Origin of the sequence: Streptomyces sp. NPDC060366 (assembly GCF_042725135.1) — a bacterium.
Taxonomy (GTDB): Bacteria; Actinomycetota; Actinomycetes; order Streptomycetales; family Streptomycetaceae; genus Streptomyces.
On sequence record NZ_JBHXDC010000011.1, the window covers coordinates 74999 to 100156 of the forward strand.

23 protein-coding genes are annotated in these 25158 nt (G+C 70.8%); 21 read left to right on the top strand and 2 right to left on the bottom strand.

Annotated elements, in window-relative coordinates; all coding sequences use genetic code 11:
* Positions 1 to 8: 8 nt before the first annotated feature.
* From ACFWHU_RS25220 to ACFWHU_RS25255, 8 genes are all read left to right on the top strand, one after another.
* Positions 9 to 578, top strand: a complete 570-nt coding sequence (locus tag ACFWHU_RS25220; RefSeq protein WP_387227361.1) for a hypothetical protein — start codon at positions 9 to 11, stop codon at positions 576 to 578.
* Positions 579 to 661: 83 nt separating this feature from the next.
* Entirely contained in the window at positions 662 to 2215 is a 1554-nt protein-coding gene (locus tag ACFWHU_RS25225) for an SDR family oxidoreductase (RefSeq protein WP_387227363.1), read from the top strand.
* 193 nt (positions 2216 to 2408) lie between these two features.
* A complete protein-coding gene (locus ACFWHU_RS25230) occupies positions 2409 to 5438 on the top strand; it encodes a carbohydrate binding domain-containing protein (protein WP_387227365.1) in 3030 nt (1009 codons plus the stop codon).
* Positions 5439 to 5716: 278 nt separating this feature from the next.
* Entirely contained in the window at positions 5717 to 6943 is a 1227-nt protein-coding gene (locus ACFWHU_RS25235; RefSeq protein WP_387227367.1) for an ROK family protein, read from the top strand.
* A 328-nt stretch (positions 6944 to 7271) separates the two neighbouring features.
* On the top strand, positions 7272 to 7775 hold the full coding sequence (locus ACFWHU_RS25240) for a flavin reductase family protein (RefSeq protein ID WP_385800270.1): 504 nt from the start codon (positions 7272 to 7274) through the stop codon (positions 7773 to 7775).
* A gap of 99 nt (positions 7776 to 7874) precedes the next feature.
* Positions 7875 to 9218, top strand: a complete 1344-nt coding sequence (locus tag ACFWHU_RS25245; protein WP_387227369.1) for an LLM class flavin-dependent oxidoreductase — start codon at positions 7875 to 7877, stop codon at positions 9216 to 9218.
* Positions 9219 to 9281: 63 nt separating this feature from the next.
* Positions 9282 to 9740, top strand: a complete 459-nt coding sequence (locus ACFWHU_RS25250; protein WP_385800266.1) for an RrF2 family transcriptional regulator — start codon at positions 9282 to 9284, stop codon at positions 9738 to 9740.
* A gap of 155 nt (positions 9741 to 9895) precedes the next feature.
* The gene (locus ACFWHU_RS25255; protein ID WP_387227371.1) at positions 9896 to 11182 is read left to right on the top strand and encodes an acyl-CoA dehydrogenase; all 1287 of its coding nucleotides are present in this window, start codon (positions 9896 to 9898) and stop codon (positions 11180 to 11182) included.
* Here the strand turns inward: ACFWHU_RS25255 and ACFWHU_RS25260 are convergent.
* The gene (locus ACFWHU_RS25260) at positions 11166 to 11645 is read right to left on the bottom strand and encodes a MarR family winged helix-turn-helix transcriptional regulator (RefSeq protein WP_385800262.1); all 480 of its coding nucleotides are present in this window, start codon (positions 11643 to 11645) and stop codon (positions 11166 to 11168) included. The genes ACFWHU_RS25255 and ACFWHU_RS25260 overlap by 17 nt on opposite strands.
* Positions 11646 to 11763: 118 nt before the next feature.
* Between ACFWHU_RS25260 and ACFWHU_RS25265 the strand changes: the two genes are divergently transcribed.
* The 12 genes from ACFWHU_RS25265 (at position 11764) to ACFWHU_RS25320 (ending at position 23464) form a co-directional block, all read left to right on the top strand.
* Positions 11764 to 12867 carry a substrate-binding domain-containing protein gene (locus tag ACFWHU_RS25265; RefSeq protein WP_387227373.1) on the top strand — a complete coding sequence of 368 codons (1104 nt, stop codon included), beginning with the start codon at positions 11764 to 11766 and terminating at the stop codon, positions 12865 to 12867.
* 153 nt (positions 12868 to 13020) lie between these two features.
* Positions 13021 to 14274: an urea ABC transporter substrate-binding protein gene (urtA, locus tag ACFWHU_RS25270; protein ID WP_385800258.1), complete on the top strand. Its 1254-nt coding sequence runs from the start codon at positions 13021 to 13023 to the stop codon at positions 14272 to 14274.
* Positions 14271 to 15170 (top strand): urea ABC transporter permease subunit UrtB, encoded by a 900-nt coding sequence (gene urtB, locus ACFWHU_RS25275; protein WP_385800256.1) that lies wholly within the window; start codon positions 14271 to 14273, stop codon positions 15168 to 15170. Before urtA ends, urtB begins: the two co-directional genes overlap by 4 nt.
* A complete protein-coding gene (gene urtC, locus ACFWHU_RS25280) occupies positions 15167 to 16294 on the top strand; it encodes an urea ABC transporter permease subunit UrtC (protein WP_387227376.1) in 1128 nt (375 codons plus the stop codon). Before urtB ends, urtC begins: the two co-directional genes overlap by 4 nt.
* On the top strand, positions 16291 to 17103 hold the full coding sequence (urtD, locus tag ACFWHU_RS25285) for an urea ABC transporter ATP-binding protein UrtD (protein ID WP_385800252.1): 813 nt from the start codon (positions 16291 to 16293) through the stop codon (positions 17101 to 17103). Before urtC ends, urtD begins: the two co-directional genes overlap by 4 nt.
* Entirely contained in the window at positions 17103 to 17795 is a 693-nt protein-coding gene (gene urtE, locus ACFWHU_RS25290; RefSeq protein WP_387227617.1) for an urea ABC transporter ATP-binding subunit UrtE, read from the top strand. The genes urtD and urtE overlap by 1 nt, the downstream gene beginning before the upstream one ends.
* A gap of 173 nt (positions 17796 to 17968) precedes the next feature.
* Positions 17969 to 18922, top strand: a complete 954-nt coding sequence (locus ACFWHU_RS25295) for an esterase/lipase family protein (protein ID WP_385800250.1) — start codon at positions 17969 to 17971, stop codon at positions 18920 to 18922.
* A 71-nt stretch (positions 18923 to 18993) separates the two neighbouring features.
* Entirely contained in the window at positions 18994 to 19941 is a 948-nt protein-coding gene (locus ACFWHU_RS25300; protein WP_387227378.1) for an ADP-ribosylglycohydrolase family protein, read from the top strand.
* An 81-nt stretch (positions 19942 to 20022) separates the two neighbouring features.
* Complete coding sequence (locus tag ACFWHU_RS25305; RefSeq protein WP_387227380.1) at positions 20023 to 20664, top strand: alpha-ketoglutarate-dependent dioxygenase AlkB; 642 nt, start codon at positions 20023 to 20025, stop codon at positions 20662 to 20664.
* 94 nt (positions 20665 to 20758) lie between these two features.
* Positions 20759 to 21436, top strand: a complete 678-nt coding sequence (locus ACFWHU_RS25310; protein WP_385800244.1) for a GntR family transcriptional regulator — start codon at positions 20759 to 20761, stop codon at positions 21434 to 21436.
* A 23-nt stretch (positions 21437 to 21459) separates the two neighbouring features.
* The gene (locus ACFWHU_RS25315; RefSeq protein WP_387227382.1) at positions 21460 to 22467 is read left to right on the top strand and encodes a 1-aminocyclopropane-1-carboxylate deaminase; all 1008 of its coding nucleotides are present in this window, start codon (positions 21460 to 21462) and stop codon (positions 22465 to 22467) included.
* 253 nt (positions 22468 to 22720) lie between these two features.
* On the top strand, positions 22721 to 23464 hold the full coding sequence (locus ACFWHU_RS25320) for a carbonic anhydrase (RefSeq protein ID WP_385800240.1): 744 nt from the start codon (positions 22721 to 22723) through the stop codon (positions 23462 to 23464).
* A 22-nt stretch (positions 23465 to 23486) separates the two neighbouring features.
* Here ACFWHU_RS25320 and ACFWHU_RS25325 read toward each other — a convergent pair whose 3' ends face one another.
* Positions 23487 to 23837: a DUF1232 domain-containing protein gene (locus tag ACFWHU_RS25325; RefSeq protein WP_385800239.1), complete on the bottom strand. Its 351-nt coding sequence runs from the start codon at positions 23835 to 23837 to the stop codon at positions 23487 to 23489.
* A 487-nt stretch (positions 23838 to 24324) separates the two neighbouring features.
* Between ACFWHU_RS25325 and ACFWHU_RS25330 the strand changes: the two genes are divergently transcribed.
* Positions 24325 to 25101: a polysaccharide deacetylase family protein gene (locus ACFWHU_RS25330; RefSeq protein ID WP_385800379.1), complete on the top strand. Its 777-nt coding sequence runs from the start codon at positions 24325 to 24327 to the stop codon at positions 25099 to 25101.
* Positions 25102 to 25158 lie beyond the last annotated feature (57 nt).

Consider the following 25158-nt stretch of genomic DNA (forward strand, 5'->3'; position numbering starts at 1 on the left):
AGCCGAACGTGACCACGGAGGCGGCCCGCCGGACGACCGACGTGCTCCAGCCCCGCAACACCCTGCTCGCCGGAATGGTCGGCATAGGCGCCGCGGCGGCGGGTGACTGGACAGGCGTCCCCTGGGGGCTGCTCGGCGCGGTGTGCGCCGGGCTGGTGCCGGCCGCGTACATCGAGTGGGAGCGCGGGCGCGGCAGATGGGGCGACCGGCATGTCGTGGACCGGACCCAGCGGGCACCGATCTTCCTGGTGATCCTCGGCTCGATCGGTACCGGTGCGCTGGCGATGATCGCCGGACGGGCACCCGACGGCATCCTGATCGCGATGACCGCGCTGTGGGTGATGACGGTCGTCCTGCTGGCGGTGAACACCGTATGGAAGATCAGCGTCGACTCCGCGGTGGCGTCCGCGGTCACCGCGATGCTCGCCGCCGTCCACGATCCGTGGTGGCTCGCGGCGTACGGCCTCGTGGCCGCCGTGTGCTGGTCGCGGGTGCGGCTCGGCTACCACTCCGTCGCCCAGACGGCGGCGGGCGCCTCGCTCGGCGCGGCCACGGCGGCCGCGTTCCTGCCCTTGTAGTGGCTGTCCCGGTCACCGAACGGGCGGAAGCGCCTGTACCGGGGCAAGGTGGACGCGACGCACACGGCCGACGGAGGATTTCCATGACGAACGGCGACGCGGCGAACGGTAGGGACGCGGCACCCGCGCTCCACTGTCTGGTCACCGGCGCCACCGGCTACATCGGCGGCCGGCTCGTGCCGGAACTCCTGGACGCCGGACACCGGGTGCGCTGCCTCGCCCGTACGCCCGGGAAACTGCGCGACCACACCTGGGCGGACCGCGCCGAGGCCGTACGCGGCGACGTCACCGACGCCGAGTCCGTACGCGACGCGATGCGGGGCATCGACGTCGCCTACTACCTCGTCCACGCGCTCGGCACCGGATCCGGCTTCGAGCGGACCGACCGCGAGGCCGCTCGGATCTTCGCCGAACAGGCCCACGCCGCGGGCGTCCGGCGCATCGTCTATCTCGGCGGCCTCACCCCGGCCGGCGTACCGGAGCGGGACCTCTCACCACATCTGCGCTCCCGCGCCGAGGTCGGACACATCCTGCTCGACTCGCGGGTCCCCACCACCGTGCTGCGCGCCGCCGTCATCATCGGGTCCGGCTCGGCGTCCTTCGAGATGCTGCGCTACCTCACCGAACGCCTCCCGGTGATGGTCACACCGAGCTGGGTGCGCAGCCGTATCCAGCCGATCGCCGTCCGGGACGTACTGCGCTACCTCGTCGGCGGCGCGCGGATGCCCGCCGACGTGAACCGCTCCTTCGACATCGGCGGCCCCGACGTCCTCACCTACCTCGACATGATGCACACGTACGCCGCCGTCGCCGGGCTCCGGCGCCGGCTGATCGCACCCGTGCCCGTCCTCACGCCGACCCTCTCCAGCCACTGGATTGGCCTGGTCACGCCCGTACCCCGCTCGATCGCCCGGCCGCTCGCGGAGTCCCTGCGTCACGAAGTGGTCTGCCACGAGCACGACATCGCGGGTTACCTGCCCGACGGACCCGGCAGGCCCATCGGCTTCGAGGAGGCACTGCGCCTGGCCCTCAAACGGATCCAGGACGCCCAGGTGACCACCCGCTGGTCCTCCGCCGCCGTCCCCGGGGCGCCGAGCGACCCGCTGCCGACCGACCCCGACTGGGCGGGCGGCAGCCTCTACACCGACAATCGCGAACTGACCGTCGACGCGGGCCCCGAGGCGCTGTGGCGGGTCATCGAAGGCATCGGCGGCGAAAACGGCTGGTACTCCTTCCCGCCGGCCTGGGCCGTACGGGGCTGGCTTGACCGCCTCGTCGGCGGCGTCGGGCTGCGCCGGGGGCGCCGTGACGCCGCACGGCTGCGGGTCGGTGACTCGCTGGACTTCTGGCGCGTCGAGGAGATCGAACCGGGCCGGCTGCTGCGGCTGCGCGCGGAGATGCGGCTGCCCGGACTCGCCTGGCTGGAGATGCGCGTCGAGCAGGGCGAGCGCGGCCGTACCCGCTACCGGCAGCGCGCCGTGTTCCATCCGCGCGGGCTGCTGGGACACGCGTACTGGTGGAGCGTCGCTCCGTTCCACGCCGTCGTGTTCGGCGGTATGGCGCGCAATATCGCGCAGGCCGCGGGTGCGGACCGTCCGGAGACCGAGGACGAACCGGCGGCGGGGCGGGCCGGGTAGACGGCCCCAACTCCCCCGCGCGCAAGGGCTTTACGGGTCCGTCGCGCGGCGGTAACTTCCTTTCTGCAAGAGCTTGCAGCAACATTCCGGCACAACTTCCATGCCGGACCGTGCTGTTCAGCCGACCCCTGAGGCGCGTCAGGGTCCCGGCCGCCGCGGTCGTGACCGTGGCACCTCTCCGCAGGAGTCCTGGATGACGCGCGACTCGCACCCGCTCCACCCTCAACCTCACCGGCTCAGACGCCCCTTGGCCGCGGCGACCGCCGCCGTCGGTCTGCTGGGGCTCCTCAGCGCCGTACCCGACACCGCGAACACGGCATCGATGCCCGTCGCCGCCGCCGAGACCACGGCGACGGTCTTCTACTACACGAAGACCAAGAACTGGTCGGCGTACAACCTCCATTACGCCCCGGACGGCGGCGACTGGACCGTCGTGCCCGGAGTCCGGATGGAGGCCGCCTGCACGGACTGGGTGAAGAAGACGGTCACCCTCGGCGCCGCGCCCGGACTCAAGGCCACCTTCAACGACGGAGCCGGGGTCTGGGACAACAACGCCGGGAAGAACTACGACCTGGGCAGCGGGAACATCACCGTCAAGGACGGCGTCGTGGCCCACAGCGACCCGTGCGCCGACACCGGACCGGACCCGGACCCCGGCGAGGGCAACACGGCCGACGTCTACTACGCGACGGCGAACGTCGGCTGGACCACCACCAACCTGCACTATCAGCCCGACGGCGGCGCCTGGACCCCGGTCCCGGGCGTCGGCATGGAGCCCGCCTGCACCGGCTGGGTGCGCAGGACCGTGGACCTCGGCGCCGCCACCGGGATGCGGGCCACGTTCAACAACGGCAACGGCGTGTGGGACAACAACAACGGCAAGGACTACACCGTCCCGGCCGGACTGAGCACCGTCAGGAACGGCACCGTCACCAAGGACGCCGACGACCCCTGCGCGGCCGAGCCGCCGGACACCCGGGCCCCGACCGTACCGGCGAAGGTGACCGCGAAGGCGGACGGCGTCGCCGTCGTCCTCACCTGGGAACCGTCCGAGGACGACCGGGGAGTGACGAAGTATCAGGTCACCCGCACCGGCGGCACGAAGGGCACGGTCGTCACCGACGTCGGCTCCACGGTGCTCTCCGACGCGAACCTGGAGGAGCGGACCACCTACCGCTACACGGTCAGGGCGGCCGACGCGGCGGGCAACATCTCCGCTGCGTCCACGGCGGCCGAGGCCACCACCGGCGACCGGCCACCCGCCGCCGATCCGGGAAAGCCACTGGGCACCGACCCGCGCAAGGACCCCATCTACTTCGTCCTCACCGCCCGCTTCAACGACGGCGACGCGAGCAACAACCGCGGCGGCAACCAGCACGTGAAGTCCGGCAACGCCGCGAACAACGACCCCATGTTCCGGGGGGACTTCAGAGGGCTCGTCGACAAGCTCGACTACATCAAGGCCCTCGGCATGTCGGCGATCTGGATCACCCCCGTCGTCCTCAACCGGTCCGACTACGACTACCACGGCTATCACGGCTACGACTTCTACAAGGTCGACCCGCGACTGGAGTCCGCCGGCGCCTCCTACCAGGACCTCATCAACGCGGCCCACGCCAAGGGCATGAAGATCTACCAGGACGTCGTCTACAACCACTCCTCGCGCTGGGGCGCGAAGGGCCTGTACACCCCGACCGTGTACGGCGTCCGGGACCAGGACTGGTCCTGGTACTACGACGAGAAGAGCGACGGGTTCGAGTACGACGGCCTGACCGTCGAGCCCAAATCCGGGAAGTCCTACTACAACGGCGACCTGTGGTCGACGGCCGAACCGTCCGGCAACACCTGCGTCGACTGGGGCAAACCCACCCAGCACACCTCGCCCGAGGGCTACCGCATCTACAACTGCCAGTGGCCCAGCCCCACTTCGGGCATGTTCCCGAAGGCGTACTACCACAACTGCTGGCTCGGGAACTGGGAGGGCGAGGACTCCCGCTCCTGCTGGCTGCACGACGACCTCGCCGACCTCAACACCGAGTCCGCGCCCGTCCAGAACTATCTGATCGGCGCGTACGACAAGTACATCGACATGGGCGTGGACGGCTTCCGCGTCGACACCGCCGTACACATCCCGCGCACCACCTTCAACCGCCGCTTCCTGCCCGCCATCCAGGAGCGCGTCACGCGGAAGCACGGCGCCGAGGCCGCCAAGAACTTCTTCGTCTTCGGCGAGGTCGGCGCGTTCGTCAACGACAAGTGGAACCGCGGCTCGGTCAACCACTCCGCGCAGTTCTTCACCTGGAAGGAGCGCAAGGAGTACGCCGCGGACGACGCGAAGGCCGCACTGGAGATGTACGAGTACGAGAACCAGGCGGGCGTGGCCGCACAGCCCACCTCCACCAACGCGTTCCTCGACGGCAACGCCTACCACACCCCCGACCGCAGCCGGTTCTCCGGCATGAACATCATCGACATGCGGATGCACATGAACTTCGGTGACGCCGGCAACGCCTTCCACAACGGCAAGGACTCCGACGACTCCACCAACGACGCCACCTACAACGTCGTCTACGTGGACAGCCACGACTACGGACCCAACAAGAGCGCCGAACGCTACACCGGCGGCACGGACGCGTGGGCCGAGAACATGTCCCTGATGTGGACCTTCCGCGGCATCCCCACCCTCTACTACGGATCGGAGATCGAGTTCCAGAAGGGCAAGAGGATCGACTGCGGGCCCTCCTGCCCGCTGGCGACCACCGGCCGCGCCTACTACGGCGGCCATCTGGCCGGTGACGTCAAGGCGTCCGAATTCGGCAAGGCCGACTCCGCCACCGGAGAGGTCGCCACGACCCTGGCCAAGCCGCTCGTCAGACACCTCCAGCGGCTGGGCGACATCCGGCGGAGCGTGCCGGCCCTCCAGATGGGCCAGTACTCGACCGACGGCATCACCGGCCAGATGGCCTTCAAGCGCCGCTACACCGACGCCGCCTCGGGGACGGACAGCTTCGCCCTCGTCACGGTCACCGGCGCGGCGAAGTACACCGGAATCCCGAACGGCACCTACCGGGACGCCGTCACGGGCGACACCCGCACGGTGACGGGCGGCACGCTCGACGTCCCGGCGCCCGGCAAGGGCAATCTGCGCGTGTACGTCCTCGACCTCGGCGGCGCGAACGCGGCCCCGGGCAGGATCGGGACCGCCGGTCCGTATCTGAAGTGAGCGGTACGCCCGAGCGGGGCGGACACGCCCCGCTCGGGCACACCCGCGCCCGTCCAGGATGCGGCCGGTGATTGACCGGGTTCGGCCGGCGCGGTTACGTTGCCCGGCATGCAGCGATCCGCGCACCTGACGACGAGAGGTCACATCGATCTCAAGCGTGTGTGCTCCGCGGCGTGTCGCCAGGGCTGACGTCACCACGCCCACGCGGTCCGGCCGACCCTCGACGGGACATGTCCCCGAGGTCGCCGCCGCTGCCATCCAGGATCTGGAAGACACCCGTGAAGAAGCCGCCGGTGCCCGTCCCCCGCCGACCCACCCCGCTGCGCCGCGCGGACATCCCGCCGGCCACCGCACCGCCACGCCGCGCGCCCGGCACGAAGACCGTGCTGAACGCCGTCCTCGACCACGGCCCGGTCGCCCGCAGCACCGTCGCACGCCTCACCGGACTGTCCCCGGCGTCCGTCACCGGGCACAGCGCGCACCTGCTGGCCCGGGGGCTGATCCGGGAGAGCCCGGAGACCACCGGGCCGCGCGGCCTCGGCCGTCCGCACGTCCCCGTGGACATCGACACCGGCCGCCATCTGGTCGCGGGCGCGCACATCGCCGTCACCAACTCGACCCTGTCCCTGATGGATCTGCGCGGCCGGATCGTCGCCGAGGACCGGCGGCCGCACGAGGACATCCGTCCGCGGCCGGGCGCGGTGCTGGACTCCCTCGCCGAGCGGCTGCCCCGGCTGGTGTCCGCGCACGCGGGCGGCCGTTCGGTGCTGGCCCTCGGCGTGGCGACCGGCCACCGGGTGGACCCCGGCGCCGGGGTGATCGTCCGCCATCCCCAACTGGGCTGGCGGAACGTGGCCGTACGGGACCACCTCGCCGACGCGACCGGGCTGCCGGTCCATGTGGACAGCCACGCAAGGGCGTTGGCGCGCGCCGAGCAACTGGTCGGCGAGGCGTCGACGCGCGGGAGCGCCGTCCTGCTGTTCGTCGGCGCGGTGGTGGACGCCGCGTTCGCCACCGCCGGAGAGGTGCACCTCGGGCCCCGGCACGGCGCGGGAAGCATCGCGCATCTGCCTGTCGGCGGCGACGGCAGCCTCGAATCGGAGGTCTCCGAGCAGGCGATGGTGCGCCTCGCGGCCGAACAGGGCGTCCCCGTACCGTCGTTCCCCGCCCTGCTGGAGCGGGCGGTGGCGGGGGAGGCCCGCGCGCTGGAGTTGTTCCGCCGCAGGGCCCGGCTCGTGGGCCGGGCCGTGGCACTGCTGCTGGACATGTTCGACCCCGAGGTAGTGGTGGTGGTCGAGCCGGGCACCGGTCTGCTTCCGCACTGCCTGGACGATCTTCGGACGGAGGTCGCGAGACGCTCCCTCGTCTGCGACGACCCCGAACAGGCCGTCGTGGCAAGCAGTTTCACGGGCGGTGTGCTGTCCACGGCGGGGGCGGCGGTCGCGCTGGGCGCGCTGTACGCGGATCCACTGGGGCCCTGGCCCGAGCTGACGAACGTGTCCTGACCGGTGAGCGGTCCCGTCCCGACCGGCGAGTCGCTTCGAGTTAATTCAGGAAGTTGCATTGTTGACCCGGCCCGTACGTGCGCAGGACAATCAATTCATGACCATTCGGCAGCGGATCCCGCGTTACGTGCCCTGCCCCTGTTGTCGCGCCTGAATTCTCCTCGCGCCACGGTCCACCGATGAATTCACCGGCGATCGCGTCCGGCCCGCCTCGCGCGCCCCGAAACGCGTAGTACCGAAACGCGTAGTACCGACTCGTCCCACGGCTCCGTGTGTGGCCACCGCATGCCCTTTTCCGCTGCTTCCACCTCTCTTTCTGGGGGAGACGTTGACTGTCACCGTGTCGTCGCATCTCGTTTCGGGTATCGCCCCGGAGCGTTTCAAGAAAGTGTTCCGCCGATATCCGGCCGGAGTGGTCGTGGTCACCGCCGACGCCGGCCTCGGTCCGGTCGGTTTCACCGCCACCTCGCTCACGTCCCTCTCCCTCTCCCCACCGCTCGTGTCGTTCGGTATCGCCCTCACCGGCTCGTCCTGGCCGACGATCGAGCGCGCCTCCTCGGTCGTCGTGAACTTCCTCGGTGCCGAACAGGAGCCGCTGGCACGGACGTTCGCCACCAGCGGCATAGACAGGTTCGCCGCGCCGACGGCCTGGCGGCGGCTGCCGGAGGGGGAGCCCGTGCTCGACGGCGTGGCCGGCTGGCTGCGGCTGAGCATCCAGCAGATCGTCCCGGCCGGTGACCACCGGATCGTCGTGGGCCGCGTCGAGGACGCCGCGCACGACGACGGCCGGCGCCCGCTGCTGTTCCACGACGGCCGGTACCTCGCGCTCTGAGCGTCGCGAACACCCGGCACCGAACACCCGGCACCGAGCACCCGGCACCAAGCGTCGCCACTCACGCACCCGTCACCCCGCCCCAGGAGAAGAAGACCCATGTCACGCGACCCGGACCGCAAGCCCCTGCACCTCAACGCCTTCCTGATGACCGTCGGCCACCACGAGGCCGCCTGGCGGCTCCCGCAGAGTCCCGCCGACGGCACGGACGTCGAGCACTACAAGAACCTGGCCCGCATCGCCGAGCGCGGCAGACTCGACTCGCTCTTCCTCGCCGACGGCCCCGCCCTGCACGGCGACCCGGGCCGCCGGCCCGCCAGCATTCTGGAACCCACCGTGCTGCTCACCGCACTGGCCGGCGTCACCAGCCGGATCGGCCTCATCGCCACCGCGTCCACCAGCTACAACGAGCCGTACAACCTCGCCCGCAGGTTCGCCTCCCTCGACCATGTCTCGGGCGGTCGCGCCGGCTGGAACATCGTCACCACGGCGGGCGCCGACGCCGCCCGCAACTTCGGCCTCGACGACACCCCACCCCACCACGAGCGCTATCTGCGGGCGGCCGAGTTCATCGACGTGGCCACGAAACTGTGGGACAGCTGGGCCGACGACGCGGTGGTGGCCGACAAGGCACGCGGTGTGTACGCGCTCGCCGAACGCGTCCGCCGGATCGAGCACCGCGGCCCCCACTTCCGGGTCGACGGGCCGCTGAACGTACGCCGCTCCCCGCAGGGTCACCCCCTGCTCGTACAAGCCGGGTCCAGCGAGGACGGCAAGGACTTCGCGGCGCGCTACGCGGAGGCCGTGTTCACCGCACAGCAGACCCTGGAGGAGGGCGTCGCCTTCTACAAGGACGTCAAGCAGCGCGCGGCGGCCCTCGGCCGTGACCCGGACGGCATCAAGATCCTGCCGGGGATCGTGCCGGTCATCGGCGACACGGAGGCCGACGCCCTGGAACTGGACGCCGAGCTGGACCGGCACATCGTCCCCGAGTACGCCCGGCGTCAACTGGCGAACTTCCTCGGCGTGCCCGCCGAGCGGCTGGTCCTCGACGAGGAACTGCCCGACGACATCCCCACCGAGGACGAGATCCAGGGGGCCAAGAGCCGCTTCACCCTGGTCGTGGAGCTCGGCAGACGAGAGCGCCTGACGGTACGTCAACTCATCGGCAGGCTCGGCGGTGGCCGCGGGCACCGCACCTTCGCGGGCACGGCGGAGCAGGTCGCCGACACGATCGAGCACTGGTACGACAGCGGCGCGGCCGACGGCTTCAACATCATGCCGGCGCTGCTCCCCTCCGGTCTGGAGGTCTTCGTCGACCAGGTCGTGCCGATCCTCCAGGAGCGTGGCCTGTTCCGCACCGAGTACACCGGTACGACGCTGCGCGAGCACTACGGGCTGGAGCGCCCGGCCAACCGGCTGTTCGACCCGGTGGGTGGCTGATCGGGGTGAGGGGGCGGCTCACCGGGCACGGCCCGGCCCGGAGCCGTACGCGATACTGCGCACATGCGCATTTCAGCCAGAGCGGACTATGCGGTACGTGCCGCGCTGGAGCTCACCACGTCCCCCGACGACGCCCCGTTGAAGGCGGAGGCGATCGCCGCCGCCCAGGACATCCCTCACAAGTTCCTCGAAGGCATCCTCAACGACATGCGCCGCGGCGGGCTCGTGGTGAGCCGGCGCGGCGGCAACGGCGGATACCGGCTGGCCAGGCCCGCGAACTCCATCACGGTCGCCGATGTCATCCGGGCGGTGGACGGACCCCTCGTCTCGGTGCGCGGGGTCCGACCGCCGGAGCTTTCCTACAGCGGGCCCGCCGAGTCGCTGCTGCCGCTGTGGATCGCGGTGCGGGCGAATGTCCGCCAGATTCTGGACGTGGTGACGCTGGCGGACGTCGCCTCGGCCGGGCTGCCGGACGACGTGTCCGCCCTTGCGGCGGACCCGGAAGCCTGGACGAACCCCTGAAATGACCGGGACGGCCCGAGGGCCGCCCCACCCCGGTTTCGCTGACCGGAACGCGAGTCCACCATATGAACACGCACTTGGGGCAGGGATGACTCCGTGCCAGTATTCCTACTAATCCAGTGGGAAACCTAGGGATGTTGGAGGTGGCCGGCACCGTGCCGACGAAACCCGTGGTCCGAACCGCTGCCCTGCGCAAGCCCCCCGTGGCCGACGACGCGATGTGGCCGCGCGTCACGCGGGAGGTGGCCGACGACCTCGCCGCCGACGCGATCGCCCGTGATCGGGCCGGCAAGCCGCCGTACGACGAGGTGGCTCGGCTGCGCGAAGCCGGTCTGCCCGCGCTCCTGACGCCGCCCCCGCCCCTCGGCCGGGCCGGTACGGCCTCCGACGGTGGCGGCGAGAGCGGCGCCGACTGGCGCACGGCCACCGCCGTGATCCGCGAGATCGCGGCGGCCGACGGCTCCATCGGCGAACTCATCGCCCGGCACTACGTGCTGTCCTGGAGCAGCCGCTTCTTCGGCGCGTCGGACGATACGGCCGAAGCCCCCGCCGTCGGCGACGGTCTGCTCCTCGGCGGCGGCACCGACCTGCCGGAACTGGAGAGCGGCCCCGGACTCACCCTCGCCCCGGCCGGCTCGGGCTATCTCCTCAACGGCCGCAGGACCATCGCCGCCGGTGTCACCGTCGCCGACCGGCTGGTCGTCGGGGCGACCTCCACGCACACCGGCGAGCTGCTGGTCGCGCTGGTGAACCCGGCCCACCCCGGCGTACTCGCCGGCACCGACGACGACCGGCTCGGCCAGCGCCTCACCGGTGCGGGCAGCGTCGACTTCGACAACGTGCCCGTGGACGCGGGCCACATCCTCGGCGCGACACCGCGCGACGAGCACGCGGTCTCCGCCTTCACCGCGCTCGCGCCGCTCGCCCTGCGCCTCGTCCTCAGCCATGTCGCCCTGGGCATCGCCGAGGGCGCCCTCGCCGAGGCCCGCGACGTCAGCCGGGCGGTACTGCCCGCACCGCGCTCCGAGGCAGCGGGCGCGACCACCTACGCCGTACGGCCCAGCGGCGACCCGTATCTCCTGCTCGCCTACGGGGAGTTGGCGACCGCCGCGCACACCGCCGCCGCCGTCGTGGAACGCGCGACGGACGCCCTGCAACAGGGCCTGATCACCGGGCGTGACCTCGGCATGGACGAGCGCGCCGAGATCGCCGTCCTGGTCGCGGCGGCCGAGGCCGTCACCAGCAGATCCGCGGTCGACATCACCACACGCATCCTCGAACTCACCGAAGCGGCAACGTCGTTCGACGGCGGACCGGCGCTCGACAGATTCTGGCGCAACGCCCGCGCGCTGACCGCGCAGAGCTCACCCACCCACCGCCTGCGCGACATCGGCGACCACTACCTCAACGGAACGCACCCGCCCTTCACGGCCCGTTCCTAGGGCCTGTCGTTTGGATCAAACCGGTGGCCGTCCGGGCCGGGGAAGCCTCCAGCGTCGACACCAACCGGCCCAGCGACTCGGTGAGTTCGTCCTCCTCGACCGTCATCGGCAGCCGTGACCAGTCGTCGCGGATCTCCCGGTCCAGCCGGGACCACAACGCGCGCCCGCCGTCGGTCAGATACGCCAGGATCCGGCGGCGGTCGAGCGGGTCGACACGGCGGTGGACGAGATTCTGGTCGACCAACTGGTCGACGAGTTTGGTGAGCGTCGGCGGCGGCAGGAACACGCAGTCCGCCACCGCGCTCATGCGGTGGCCCTGTCCGTCCGAGAGCAGCGACAGCACGCGCCAGGCGTCGACCGAACAGCCGGCGGCGTCCAGCACGGTGCGCAGCCGGCGCAGTACCAGCCGCTCGGCACCGGTCAACAGGCGTACCAGGTCGTGGGGTTGACGCGCAGAGGGCATGGGCCGCTCGCTCCTCGGTCCGGTGGCCGGTCCATCGTACAAAGTGTGGACGGACGCTCCGCGTTCCACAGGGCGGACAGCACGGAGATCCCCGGCCGGACCGGGCAATCATGGGGCGATGCGCCGGTCCATCTGGCACGCCGACGACACGTCGATCGGCGTCGCGCTCGTCCACCCCATGCGGGGGCCCGCCGGGATCTTCGGCCCCGCCTGCGGGCTCTGCGCGCAGCTCGCCGCCGACGAGGTCAACCGCAACGGCGGCGTCCTCGGCCGGGAGCTGCGCCTCGTCCCGGTGGACGGCGGCGCCCCGCCGCACCGGGTGGCGGACGAGGTGGAGACCCTGGTGGCGAGTGGCGCGGTGCACGGCGTGACCGGCTGGCACATCTCCTCCGTACGGCAGGTCCTCGCGCCCCGCATCGCCCACCGGGTGCCGTACGTGTACACGGCGCTGTACGAGGGCGGCGAGCGCACAGACGGCGTCTATCTGACGAGTGAGACCCCCGCCGCGCAACTGCGCCCGGCGATGCGGTTGCTGGCGGACGAGCGGCGTATCAGGCGTTGGTACGTGGTCGGGAACGACTACGTGTGGCCGCGCCGCACCGCGCTGGCCGCGCACGGCTACGCACGCGAGAGCGGGGGAGTCGTCTGCGGCGAGACGTATCTCCCGCTGGGCACCGAGGAGTTCGGCCCCGTACTGCGGGCGATCGAGCGGTCGGCCGCCGACGGCGTACTGATGCTGCTCGTCGGCAGCGACGCCGTCCGTTTCAACCGCGCCTTCGCCTCGGCCGGACTCCCGGTACGCGCGCCGCGCCTGAGCACCCTCATGGACGAGAACATGCTGCTGGCCAGCGGCGCCGACGCCACCACCGACCTGTACAGCGCCGCCGGCTTCTTCGCCTCCCTCGCCAACCAGGACACCCTCGACTTCCACGGGCTGTACGCCCGCAGGTTCGGCATCGAGGCGCCCCTGCCCGGCAGCCTCGGCGAGTCCTGCTACGAGGGAGTGCTGCTGCTCGCGGCCCTGGTGGAGCGGGCCCGCACCCTCGATGTGACGGCGATCGGCGCGGGCGCCGACAAGGTGTCGTACGAAGGGCCGCGCGGACACCTGCGGCTGCGCCGGCGCCATGTCAGCCAGCGCATCTATCTCGCGCGGGCCGACGGACTGGACTTCGACGTGCTGACCGAGCTGCGGCCGGACCGGCAGGACCACCGGCCGCACTGACCGGCGCGCCAACCAGGAGCGCCCATAGTCGAGTTACTTCCTGCGGGAAGTATTAATTGCCGTGAAACAACGGGGAAACCGCGCCCCCCGAGGCTCGTTGCCGTCAACGCAACCCGCACTTCACGGCCCCCGTCCGGGGGCGAGGAGGCTTCGATGCCCGCTTCCCGCGCGATCCGAACAGCCTTGAGCTGTACGGCACTTGTCACCACCACCGCACTGGTACTGACCGGCTGCGGCGCCAAGACGGGTGACGCGTCGGCCGAGGGCAAGGGCGTCGAGGCCGACGTCTCGGGCAAGACCGTCAAGGTCGGTCTGCTCAACTCGCTCTCCGGCACGATGGCCATCAGCGAGGTCACCGTACGCAACGCGCTCAATCTCGCCATCGGGGAGATCAACGCGGACGGCGGCGTGCTGGGCAAACAGGTAAAGGCGATCAGCGAGGACGGCGCGTCCGACTGGCCGACGTTCGCGGAGAAGTCCGAGAAGCTGATCCGGGAGGACCGTGTCGCCGCGGTCTTCGGCTGCTGGACGTCCGCGAGCCGCAAGGCCGTCAAGCCGGTGTTCGAGAAGAACGGCGCGCTGCTGTTCTACCCCGTCCAGTACGAGGGCCTGGAGCAGTCGCCCAACATCTTCTACACCGGCGCCACCACCAACCAGCAGATCGTGCCGGCGCTCGACTATCTGAAGAAGCAGGGCAAGAAATCCCTCTACCTGGTCGGCAGCGACTACGTCTTCCCGCGCACCGCCAACAAGATCATCAAGGCGTACGCGAAGGCCAACGGAATGACGGTGGCCGGCGAGGACTACGCGCCGCTCGGCTCGACCGAGTTCAGCAGCATCGCGGGCAAGGTGAAGTCCGCCAAGGCCGACGCCGTCTTCAACACCCTCAACGGCGACAGCAACGTGGCCTTCTTCAAGGAGTACAAGTCCTCCGGCCTCACCGCGGCCACCATGCCCGTCGTCTCGGTCTCGATCGCCGAGGAAGAGGTCAAGTCGATCGGCGCCCCGTACCTGAAGGACCAGCTCACCTCCTGGAACTACTACCAGACCACCGAATCCCCGGCGAACACCGCCTTCGTCAAGGCGTACAAGGCCGAGTACGGCCAGGACAAGCCCACATCGGACCCCATGGAGGCCGCGTACACCTCGGTCCATCTGTGGAAGGCCATGGTCGAGAAGGCCGGCTCCTTCGACGTCGACAAGGTGCGCGAGGCGTCCGACGGCATCACCTTCGACGCCCCCGAGGGCAAGGTCACCGTGGACGGTGCGACACAGCACATCCACAAGACCGCGCGTATCGGCAGGATCGGCCCCGACGGGCTGATCACCGAGGTCTGGAAGTCCGAGGGACCGGTCAAGCCGGACCCGTTCCTCAAGGGCTACGACTGGGCCGCGGACCTGTCATGACGGTGATCATCGGTCAGCTGTTCATCGGCATCAGCATCGGCGCCGTACTGCTGCTCATCGCGCTCGGACTCTCCCTGACCTTCGGGCAGATGAACGTCATCAACATGGCGCACGGCGAATTCATCATGGCCGGCGCCTACACCGCCTATGTCGTCCAGCAGACCGTCAGCAGCGCCGGAGTGTCCCTGCTCGTCGCCCTGCCGGCGGCCTTCCTCGTCGCGGGCGCGCTGGGCGTCCTGCTGGAGATGCTGCTCATCAGACGCCTCTACGAGCGGCCCATGGACACGCTCCTCGTCACCTGGGGCGTCTCGCTGATCCTCCAGCAACTCGCCCGTGACATCTTCGGCGCGCCCAACGTGCAGACCCGCGCGCCCGATTGGCTCACCGGTCACACCACGCTGTACGAGTCCGGCGGCGACAGCCTCACCCTCGCCAACAGCCGCCTGTTCATCCTCGCCCTCGCGATCGCCGCGGTGGTCGGCATCACGCTGCTGCTGCGGCTGACCCCGCTCGGCCGCCGCATCCGCGCGGTCGTGCAGAACCGCGATCTGGCGAAGGTGTCCGGACTCGCCACCGCGCGGGTGGACCGTACGACGTTCTTCATCGGGTCCGGTCTCGCCGGCCTCGCCGGTGTCGCGCTGACACTGGTCGGCCCCATCGGCCCGACCATGGGCACCAACATCATCATCGACGCCTTCCTCGTCGTGGTCGTCGGCGGCATCGGCCAGCTCAAGGGGAGCGTCATCGTCGCCTTCGCACTCGGGATGCTCCAGTCCGTCATGGAGTACTCGACCACCGTCAGCATCGCCAAGGTCGTGGTCCTCGTCGCCATCGTCGCGTTCCTCCAATGGCGCCCCCAAGGCCTGTTCACCCTGCGCACCCGGAGCCTGGCATGACTGACCGGACCGGCACGAAGCGGCTGCGCGCCGCCGCGATCCTGGCCCTCGGGGCACTCGCGCTCTTCGGCCTCGCCCCCGCGCTCCTCAGCGACTTCCGGCTCTCGCTCCTCGCGAAGTACCTCTGCTTCGCGATCGTCGCCGTCGGCATCTGCCTCGCCTGGGGCCGCGGCGGACTCCTCACGCTCGGCCAGGGAGTCTTCTTCGGCCTCGGCGGCTACGCCATGGCCATGCACCTCAAACTCGCCGACGCCGGGCCCGGCGAACTCCCGGACTTCATGCAGCTGTACGGACAGGTCGACCAACTGCCCTGGTGGTGGCGGCCGTTCGAGAACCCGGTCTTCGCGCTGGCGGCGACCGTCCTGCTGCCGATGGCCGTCGCCACGCTGCTCGGCGTACTCATCTTCCGGCGCCGGGTGCGCGGCGCGTACTTCGCCATCCTCAGCCAGGCGCTCGCCGTCGCCATGGTCATCCTGCTCGTGGGCCAGCAGGGCACCACGGGCGGCACCAACGGCCTCACCGACATCCAGGGATTCTTCGGCTACGACCTGGACGACCCCGTCAACCAGCGGATGGTCTACTTCGTCATCGCCGCCGTGCTGCTGATCCTGATGATCCTGGTCCGTCAGCTCATCCACAGCCGCTACGGCGAACTCCTGGTCGCCGTACGGGACTCCGAGGAACGTGTACGGTTCCTCGGCTACGACCCGGCCAACGTGAAGCTCTTCGCGTACGTCGTCGCCGCGGGCGCCGCCGGTCTCGCGGGCGCCCTCTTCGTCCCCGCGGTCGGGATCATCTCGCCCGCCCTCATCGGCATCGTCCCGTCGATCGAGTTCGTCATCGGCGCGGCGCTCGGCGGGCGCGCGTCGCTGGTCGGCGCCGTGCTCGGCGCGATCGCCGTGGCCTGGGCGAAGACCGCGCTCTCGGAGGAGTTCCCGGCGGCCTGGACCTACGCCCAAGGGCTGCTGTTCGTGCTGGTGGTCGGCTTCCTGCCGGGCGGGCTCGCGTCCCTCGCCGCGTTGCTCAAACGCCGCTCGGCCGCACCGGAGACGCCACCCGTCGCACCGGGGGCGCCACCGACCACACCGTCCGCCGTACCCGCCGCACCGGAGGTGACCTCATGACGGGGACGACGACACCCGACGTCCTGCTCAGCATCCGCGACCTGCGGGTCTCCTTCGACGGATTCACCGCGGTCGACGGGGTCGACCTCGATGTCGCAAGGGGCGACATCCGCTTCCTCATCGGCCCGAACGGTGCGGGCAAGACCACCCTCGTCGACGCCGTCACCGGCCTCTCCCGGGCGAGCGGATCGGTCGAGTTCGACGGCCGGCAACTGCTCGGGCGCAGCGTCCACCGCATCGCCCGCACGGGCATCGGCCGGACCTTCCAGACCGCCACCGTCTTCGAGCGGCTGACCGTGGAACAGAACCTGGACATCGCCGCCGGTGCCGGCCGCTCGGCCCTGACGCTGCTGCGCAGACGCCGGTCCACACCACAGAGCGTCCTGCGCGCCCTGGAGGAGATCGGTCTCACCGCGCAGCGTGACAAGCTCGCCGGAGTGCTCGCGCACGGTCAGAAGCAGTGGCTGGAGATCGGCATGCTGCTGGTTCAGGACGCCCGGCTGCTGTTGCTGGACGAGCCGGTGGCCGGGATGAGCCACGAGGAACGGGAAGCCACGGGGCTGCTTCTCCAGAAGGTGAGCCGCGACCGGACCGTGGTCGTCATCGAGCACGACATGGACTTCATGCGCTCCTTCGCCCGCACCGTCAGCGTCCTGCACGCCGGGCGGGTGCTGAGCGAGGGGACCGTCGAGCAGGTCCAGGCGGACCCCGGGGTCCAGGAGGTCTACCTCGGGCACGCGCCCGTCACCGACACCGGTGCCACCGGGGTTCCCGTACCCCCGCGGACGCCCGCCGCGCAGGAGGCATGATGCTGGAGATCGAGAACGTCCGGGCCGGCTACGACCGCAGCTCCGTCCTGCACGGTGTGTCCCTCACCGTTCCCGCCGACGGGGTGGTGGCCGTGCTGGGACACAACGGCGCGGGCAAGACCACCCTGCTGCGCACCGCGATCGGCCTCCTCGGACCGCAGGGGGGAACCGTGCGGCTCGACGGCGAGGACATCACGCGCCTGGCGCCGCACGAGCGGGTCGCCCGGGGCATGGCCTACGTACCGCAGGGCCAGCAGTGCTTCCAGCAGTTGACCGCCGGGGAGAACCTTCAGCTCGTCGCCGACGGCCGGCGCGGCGGCAAGGCGTCCATGGCCGCCGCGCTGGACCTCTTCCCCGCGCTCCGCGGGCTCCTCGGCCGCCGGGCCGGGCTGCTGTCCGGCGGCCAGCGGCAGCAACTGGCCATCGCCCGCGCCTTGATCACCGAACCGCGTCTGCTGCTCCTCGACGAGCCCACCGAGGGCATCCAGCCGTCGGTGGTCGCCGAGATCGAGGAGACCGTGCTGCGGCTGAGCGCGGCGGGCGGGCTCTCCGTACTCCTCGTCGAACAGCACGTCGGCTTCGCGCTGCGCGCCGCCGAGCACTACTACGTGCTGGAGTCCGGCCGGGTCACCTCCACCGGCGCGGGCGGCGTGGCCGCGCAGCGGGACGTACGGGAGGCGCTGAGCGTGTGAGCCCGCGCTCCGCGCCCACCGATGGGGCAATCCCGCCGGTGCGGGTCCGCATGGGGTCGGATGGCGGGCGTCATCGATAGACGCCCCCGTCTCCGGCGTGGTGTCCCTGAACTCCGGAGCCGGAGCCGGGACACGTACGGGGCCGAGCGGGGGCCTCACCCGTGGGAGCCCTGTTGAAGCTCAGACATGTCGCCGCCGCACTGGTCGGATCCGTAGCGATCGCCGTCGCGGCGGCGGCGCCCTCATCCTCGTCGTCTCCCTCCATCTCCGTCACGGCGGGCTCCGCCCGCACCTCGGCGGCCGCCCCCAACGCCGGCCTGGCGAGTTTCTCCGCCGCGTTCGCCCGGTCGCAGGCCGCCCCCGAGATGTCACCGCCCGGCGCCAACGACTGGGCGTGCGAGCCGAGCGCCGCGCACCCGCGGCCCGTCGTGCTGATCCACGGCACCTGGGCGAACGCGTACGCCAACTGGTCAGGGCTGTCACCTGTTCTGAAGCAGGCCGGCCACTGCGTCTACGCCCTGAACTTCGGCGCACCCGACGGCGACGTGTTCAAGGGAAGGGGCCACATCCCCGAGTCCGCCAAGGAGGTGGCCGTCTTCGTCGACAAGGTCCTGAACGCCACCGGCGCCGACAAGGTCGATCTGGTCGGACACTCGCAGGGCGGTGGGCTGCTGCCGCGCTGGTACCTGAAGTTCGAAGGGGGCGCTGCGAAGACCCACCGCCTGGTGGGCATCGCCCCGAGCAACCACGGCACCACGGCGTCGGGCATGGCGTCCCTGGCCAGGTCGCTGCGCGTGCTGGACACCGCGGCGCAGATGGCCGGGCTGGCGGCCAAGGACCAGACGATCGGTTCCGACGTCAACGCCCGCCTGGACGCCGGCGGCGACACCGTGCCGGGCGTCCGCTACACGACCGTCGTCACGCGCACCGACGAGGTGGTCACCCCCTACCGCCAGCAGTACCTCAAGGCGGGCACCGACGCTCCGGTGGACAATCTGGACCTCCAGGACGCGTGTTCGGTCGACATGAGCGCGCACCTGGGTATCGCCTACAGCACGGTCATGTACCGGCTGGTCCTCAACGCCCTCGACCCGGCGAACCCCCGCACCGCGAACTGCCTCAGCTGAGCGCGGTCACCGGCCGGGGGCGGCGCAAAACGGATGTACGGCCGGAGGCCGTCGGCGGCACCATGGGGCGCATGACCCCACCGACGCGACCTCCGGCCCGGCCCCGTACCGCTCCGTCCGGAACAGCCGCACCCGCCGCACCATCCGCTCCCTCGGCTGCCGCCGCGCGCAGGAGCCTCGAAGGGCTCGCGCTCGGCGACGCCTTCGGCGAGCGCTGGTTCCCGCTCTTCCGTGACCGGTCGCGGGCGTACGCGGAGATCAGGGCGCGCGTCACGCCGAGCGAGCCGCGATGGCACTGGACCGACGACACTGCGATGGCGCTGGCCGTCCAACGGGTCCTCGACCAGGGCGGCTTCATCGATCAGGACCGCCTCGCCGGCTGCTTCGCGCTCACCTTCGACGCCGACCAGGCGCGGGGCTACGGGCACGGCATGCACATCCTGCTGCCCCAACTCCTCGCGGAACCGGCGAGTTGGCGGACCCTCGCGCCCACCCTCTTCGAGGGTGGCAGCCTCGGCAACGGGGCGGCGATGCGCGTCGCGCCCCTCGGCGCGTGGTTCGCCGACGATCTCGAACGCGTGGTGGAACAGGCCACGTTGTCGGCGGAGGTGACCCACGCCCATCCGCAGGGCATCGCGGGCGCGGTGGCCGTCGCCGTCGCGGCGGCGCTCTCGGTCCGCGGCGAACTGTCGCTCGCGGCGGTCGTGGAGGCGACCCCGCCGGGGCCGGTACGTGACGGCCTCGCGCGGGCGGTGGACGTCTCCTTCGACACCGAGCCGTGGAAGGCGTCGGACATCCTCGGCAACGGTCAGCGCATCCGGGCCGACGACACGGTGCCCTTCGCGCTCTGGACCGCGGTCCGGCACCAGGACGACTTGGAGGCCGCGCTGTGGGCGACGGCAGAGGCCTTCGGCGACGTCGACACGACATGCGCCATCACGGGCGGCGTCGTGGGCGCGCGTACGGGAGTGGACGGCGTACCGCGCGAGTGGCTGGACCGGCGGGAGGCGCTGGGCTGAGAGCCCGCGCGGCGGGCCACCGGCTAGGACCCGAACAACGCGAATCGCTCAAGCGTTCGAATGTGTGGTTATGCTGGAGGTATGGCAGCACACGCGCAGGGGTCCCTCTTCGACCAGACCGACGAGATCCGGCTCGGTCCGCTCACCGGCATCCGGCGGACCGTGCTCGGTGACGGGGCGTGGATCGATCTGCTCCCCGGCTGGCTCGGCGGGGCCGACGCGCTGCACGAGGAGCTGGCCACCGGCGTGCCGTGGCGGGCCGAGCGCCGGCGGATGTACGAGCGGGAGGTGGCGGTCCCGAGGTTGCTGGCCTTCTACGGAGAGGGCGACGGCACGCCCGACGCCCTCCCGCACCCGGTCCTGGACGAGGCGCGCGACGCGCTGAGCGCGCACTACGCCGAGGAGTTGGGTGAGCCCTTCGCGACCGCCGGACTCTGCTACTACCGCGACGGCCACGACGGTGTCGCCTGGCACGGCGACCGGACGGGCCGGGGTTCGAGTGAGGACACCATGGTCGCGATCCTGTCGGTCGGCGCCCCGCGGGATCTGGTGCTACGGCCGCGGCACCGGCACGGTTCCGTCGTTCGCAGGCCCCTCGGGCACGGCGACCTCATCGTGATGGGCGGCTCCTGCCAGCGCACCTGGGAGCACGCCGTCCCCAAGACGGCGCGGGCGGTGGGGGCGCGCATCAGCGTCCAGTTCCGCCCGCGCGGCGTGCGCTGAGCGCCCCGGAACACCCGCAACCGCACCGGACCGGCGCGCCCGGGATCCCTCCTCGGCCTTGACGCATCCGACTCGGCGATGTGCAATATATTGCATGCCGGTACCCCAGAGCCGAGGGCTCGTCTCCAGATCGCTCCTGCGGGAGAACGCCTACCAGGCGCTCAGGGACGCGATCGTCGACGGCACGCTCACACCGGGGGAGCGGCTCAACGACAGTGATCTCGTGGAGTGGCTGGGCATCAGCCGCACCCCCATCCGGGAGGCGCTGGGACGCCTGGAGCAGACCGGTCTCGTACGGACCAAGCCCGGCCGCTACACGATCGTCAGCCCGCTCGACCTCAGGGCGGCCCGGGGTGCGCAGTCCGTCACCGCCGCCATGCACGAACTGGCCGTACGGGAAGCCCTCCCCAACCTCTCCACCGCCGAACTCGACGCCATGCGCGCCGCCAACGCCCGCTTCGCCGACGCCCTGGCCAGGAACGACGTGGACGCGGCGCTGGCCGCCGACGACGCGTTCCACGGCGTCGCCGTCACGGCAGCCGCGAACCAGGCGCTGCACGCCGTGCTCGAACAGTTCACACCGGTCCTGCGCCGTGTCGAGCGGCTCCGCTTCTCCTCGCTGAGCGGCCGGGGCTCGGTCGCCCAGCACGACCGGATCATCGAGCGGTGCGCCGCCGGAGACGTGGACGGAGCCGCGGCGGCCACGCGCGCCAACTGGCAGACCCTCGCCCCGCTTCTCGACGCGCTGGCCGCCGACGACAGCGACGACTGACCCCAAGCCTCAAGGAGCCCGAGATGTCCCTCGACAGTTTCCCGCGCCATCCCCTCCTCTTCGGCCCCAGCCCCGTCCATCCCCTCGACCGCCTCTCCGGCCATCTCGGCGGCGCCCGTATCTGGGCCAAGCGCGAGGACTGCAACAGCGGTCTCGCGTACGGCGGGAACAAGACCCGCAAGCTGGAGTATCTGGTCCCCGACGCCCTCGCGCGGGGAGCCGACACCCTTGTCACCATCGGCGGCATCCAGTCCAACCACACGCGACAGGTCGCGGCCGTCGCCGCAAGCCTCGGACTGAAAGCGGTCCTGGTCCAGGAGAGCTGGGTCGACTGGCCGGACGCGGTCAACGACAAGGTCGGCAACATCCTGCTGTCCCGTGTCATGGGCGCCGAAATACGCCTGGTCGAGGCCGGGTTCGGCATCGGCGCGAAAGACAGCTGGCGCCAGGCGCTGGCGGATGTCGAGGCCGGGGGCGGCACCCCGTACGCGATCCCCGCCGGCGCCTCGGACCACCCTCTCGGCGGACTCGGCTTCGCCAACTGGGCCCAGGAGGTGGCGCGTCAGGAGCAGGAGCTGGGCGTCTTCTTCGACACGATCGTGGTGTGCAGCGTCACCGGCAGCACGCACGCGGGCATGATCGCGGGTTTCGCCGGACAGGACCGGCCCCGCAGGATCCTGGGCATCGACGCCTCCGCCAAGATCGGCGAAACCCGCGCACAGGTCGCCAAGATCGCCCGCGCCACCGCCGAACTCATCGGTCTGGGAAGGGATTTGAGGGAGGAAGAGATCACCGTCCTGGAGGGCTGGGCCGGAGATCTGTACGGCATCCCCGTGGAGTCCACGCTCGACGCCATCCGGCTCACGGGCCGGCTGGAGGGCATGATCATCGACCCGGTGTACGAGGGGAAGTCGATGGCCGGGCTGATCGATCTCGTACGCGGCGGGGATATCCCCGCGACCTCGAACGTGCTGTACGCGCACCTCGGCGGCCAGCCCGCCCTCAACGCCTACAGCGGTGTCTTCCGCTGAGCGGTGTGCGCGGCCTGTTGAACGGCGGATGTACTGGGCCTGAACTCCCGTTGTCGCAGGCGTAGTTCGGGACTCTCGCACCATCGCGCACAGGAGTTCCGGGAGTGCTCGACGGTCATCACTGGACGTCGCGAAGTGATCGTAAATGGTCACACTCGGCTCATCTATGACCAAGGGATATTCAAGGGGCAGCCAAGACTTCGCATGTATGAAAGTTCTTTAATGTTACGAGAGTTAACGTCCGTGCGTGAAAATGACCACGCATGCTCAGATGCCGGTGGCGACCAGCCGCCGCGCACTGCTCCGCGCCTCCGTCGCCACCGCGGCGGTCGCCACAGCGGCCGGAAGCGGACTCATCGCCGGCGCCACGCCGGCGGGTGCCGCCACCCGGAAGCCCACGACGCGTCCCAGGCCCAGCACCCCCGCCGCCGCGCTGGCGGAACTCTCTGCCGGTAACCGCCGGTGGCGCACCCTCAACCAGCAGCACCCGCACGAGTCTCAGGGCGTGCGGCAGTCGCTCGTGTCCGGCCAGGCGCCCTTCGCCGTGATACTCGGCTGCATCGACTCCCGCGTTCCGCCGGAGCTGGTCTTCGACCAGGGGCTCGGCGACCTCATGACCGTCCGCTCCGCCGGTGAGGTCCTGGACGACGCCGTGCTCGGCAGCGCCACCTACGGTGTCCTGGAACTCGGCGTCCCGCTGATCGTGGTCCTCGGACACCAGTCGTGCGGCGCCGTGGCTGCCGCTGTCCACGCGGACGAGACGGGCGCGCACCTGCCCGCCTCCCTCCAGTACATAGCCGACCAGATCAAGCCCGCGATCGACCACTCGCAGCAGGGTGACGCGCGGGTCGACGCCACGGTCAGCGCGCAGGTCGACCTGGTCCGTTCGCGCCTGGCGGCCGAGCCCGACCTCGCCGCCAAGGTGGCCGCGGGTGAGCTGCAGATCGTCGGCGCGCGTTACGAACTGAACACCCAGCTGGTCCACCGCATCAGCTGACCCGACCGGAACCAACGGGTTCTCACGGGGCACCCAGGGATCGCGGACGAGTGCCACTCGTCCGCGATTCTTTGCGTTCACGGCCCCTGGCCGCGGCGCCGGACGACGCCGCGGCCAGGGACCGCAGGGCGAGCAGCAGGACGCCGATGTCGTCGAGGTAGACGGGGTCGGGCAGCAGGTCCACGGGGCTCACCACATAGATGAGGGCGCCCCAGTACGCGGCGCGGTTGCTCAGCGGCACCCCGGCCTCGCGCAGCAGCGCACGGGTCCGGAAGACCTTGACGAACAGGACGATCGTCGTGGCGAGCATCGCGACCACCGCGACGGCTGCGACGACCAGGGCGACCGTGAGGTTGACGTCCATCGTTTCCATGGCCTCCTGCGGCGCGGGCCTTGCCTGTCCCGGAGCGTGTTCCCGTAACGGGGCGCTCCAACGTACGAATTGAGCGGGTTCACCGTACTGCCTCCCCTCGGTGATGGGCTTCCGAACCTCTATACACTCCGCGTATACAGCGTGTGTATAGTGACTCGCATGTCATGGGAAACCGCCTGGCCCGGCATGTTCTGCCCTGCCCGGCTCCGTCCGGCCGATCCCGCGCCCGCTCGCGGTGACGGGCCCCGGATGTAAGCACCAGCCCTTCCGGGGGCCCTTCTCCGCGCGACAGCGCCCACCTCACCTTCCGCACAGCCCCGCTCGCGCGCACACCACCGCGAGGCCCGGGGGTGGGTCCCGTCGTGCCCGGTCACCCGCAGGCCGGTGACCGGTGGACGCCGAGCGGTTCAACGCCGAGCGCGGAAACGCGCCGCGAGAACACAGAGAGAGCACCGACATGTCCGCAACCGCCACACCCCGCTCCGCCATGCCCGAAAACGCCCCGATCGCGCGTGTGCGCCGTACGGCCACCGCCGCACTCGCCGTCGTCGCGGCCCTCGCCCTGACCCTCACCGGCTGCGGCACGCAGACCCTCTCGCCCGCCTCAGTCAGGGCGGACGCGGGAGGTGACGGCGAGGGGAGTTACGGCTCCGTCGACTGCGCCGAGGCCAAGTGCATCGCCCTCACCTTCGACGCCGGCCCCGGCGAGGACACGCCCCGGCTGCTGGACATCCTCAGGGAGGAGAAGGTGCCGGCGACCTTCTTCCTGCTGGGCAGGAATCACGTACTGGCCCATCCCGGCACCGTCCGCCGTATCGCCGACGAGGGGCACGAGGTCGCCAACCACACCTGGAGCCACCGCATCCTGACCGATCTCGACCGGGACGGGATACGCGAGGAGCTCTCCCGCACGCAGGACGCCATCGCGAAGATCACCGGGAGCGAGCCCACGCTGATGCGCCCGCCCCAGGGGCGTACCAACGACGACGTCACGGACATCTCCCGCGAACTCGGCCTCTCGCAAGTCCTGTGGAGCGCCACGGCCAAGGACTACTCCACGACCGATTCCGACCTCATCGAGAAGCGCATCGTCGACGACGCGTCCGCCGACGGGATCATCCTGCTCCACGACATCTACGACGGGACGGTCCCCGCCGTGCCCGGGATCATCAAGCGGCTGAAGGAACGCGGCTACACGTTCGTCACCGTTCCGCAGCTGTTCGCCCCGGCGCTTCCGGAGCCCGGCGAGGTGTACCGCCCATGAGGACGGACTTGAACGAAGTGTTCAACATGAACTGTTGACATCGGCTTGTGTATCGAA

Coding starts and splice junctions, on each gene's coding strand:
- ACFWHU_RS25225 (WP_387227363.1), top strand. CDS start 662: ATGACGAACGGCGACGCGGCGAACGGTAGGGACGCGGCACCCGCGCTC.
- ACFWHU_RS25230 (WP_387227365.1), top strand. CDS start 2,409: ATGACGCGCGACTCGCACCCGCTCCACCCTCAACCTCACCGGCTCAGA.
- ACFWHU_RS25245 (WP_387227369.1), top strand. CDS start 7,875: ATGTCACGCGACCCGGACCGCAAGCCCCTGCACCTCAACGCCTTCCTG.
- ACFWHU_RS25250 (WP_385800266.1), top strand. CDS start 9,282: ATGCGCATTTCAGCCAGAGCGGACTATGCGGTACGTGCCGCGCTGGAG.
- ACFWHU_RS25260 (WP_385800262.1), bottom strand. CDS start 11,645: ATGCCCTCTGCGCGTCAACCCCACGACCTGGTACGCCTGTTGACCGGT.
- ACFWHU_RS25265 (WP_387227373.1), top strand. CDS start 11,764: ATGCGCCGGTCCATCTGGCACGCCGACGACACGTCGATCGGCGTCGCG.
- urtA (WP_385800258.1), top strand. CDS start 13,021: ATGCCCGCTTCCCGCGCGATCCGAACAGCCTTGAGCTGTACGGCACTT.
- urtB (WP_385800256.1), top strand. CDS start 14,271: ATGACGGTGATCATCGGTCAGCTGTTCATCGGCATCAGCATCGGCGCC.
- urtC (WP_387227376.1), top strand. CDS start 15,167: ATGACTGACCGGACCGGCACGAAGCGGCTGCGCGCCGCCGCGATCCTG.
- urtD (WP_385800252.1), top strand. CDS start 16,291: ATGACGGGGACGACGACACCCGACGTCCTGCTCAGCATCCGCGACCTG.
- urtE (WP_387227617.1), top strand. CDS start 17,103: ATGCTGGAGATCGAGAACGTCCGGGCCGGCTACGACCGCAGCTCCGTC.
- ACFWHU_RS25300 (WP_387227378.1), top strand. CDS start 18,994: ATGACCCCACCGACGCGACCTCCGGCCCGGCCCCGTACCGCTCCGTCC.
- ACFWHU_RS25305 (WP_387227380.1), top strand. CDS start 20,023: ATGGCAGCACACGCGCAGGGGTCCCTCTTCGACCAGACCGACGAGATC.
- ACFWHU_RS25310 (WP_385800244.1), top strand. CDS start 20,759: ATGCCGGTACCCCAGAGCCGAGGGCTCGTCTCCAGATCGCTCCTGCGG.
- ACFWHU_RS25315 (WP_387227382.1), top strand. CDS start 21,460: ATGTCCCTCGACAGTTTCCCGCGCCATCCCCTCCTCTTCGGCCCCAGC.
- ACFWHU_RS25320 (WP_385800240.1), top strand. CDS start 22,721: ATGACCACGCATGCTCAGATGCCGGTGGCGACCAGCCGCCGCGCACTG.
- ACFWHU_RS25325 (WP_385800239.1), bottom strand. CDS start 23,837: ATGGAAACGATGGACGTCAACCTCACGGTCGCCCTGGTCGTCGCAGCC.
- ACFWHU_RS25330 (WP_385800379.1), top strand. CDS start 24,325: ATGCCCGAAAACGCCCCGATCGCGCGTGTGCGCCGTACGGCCACCGCC.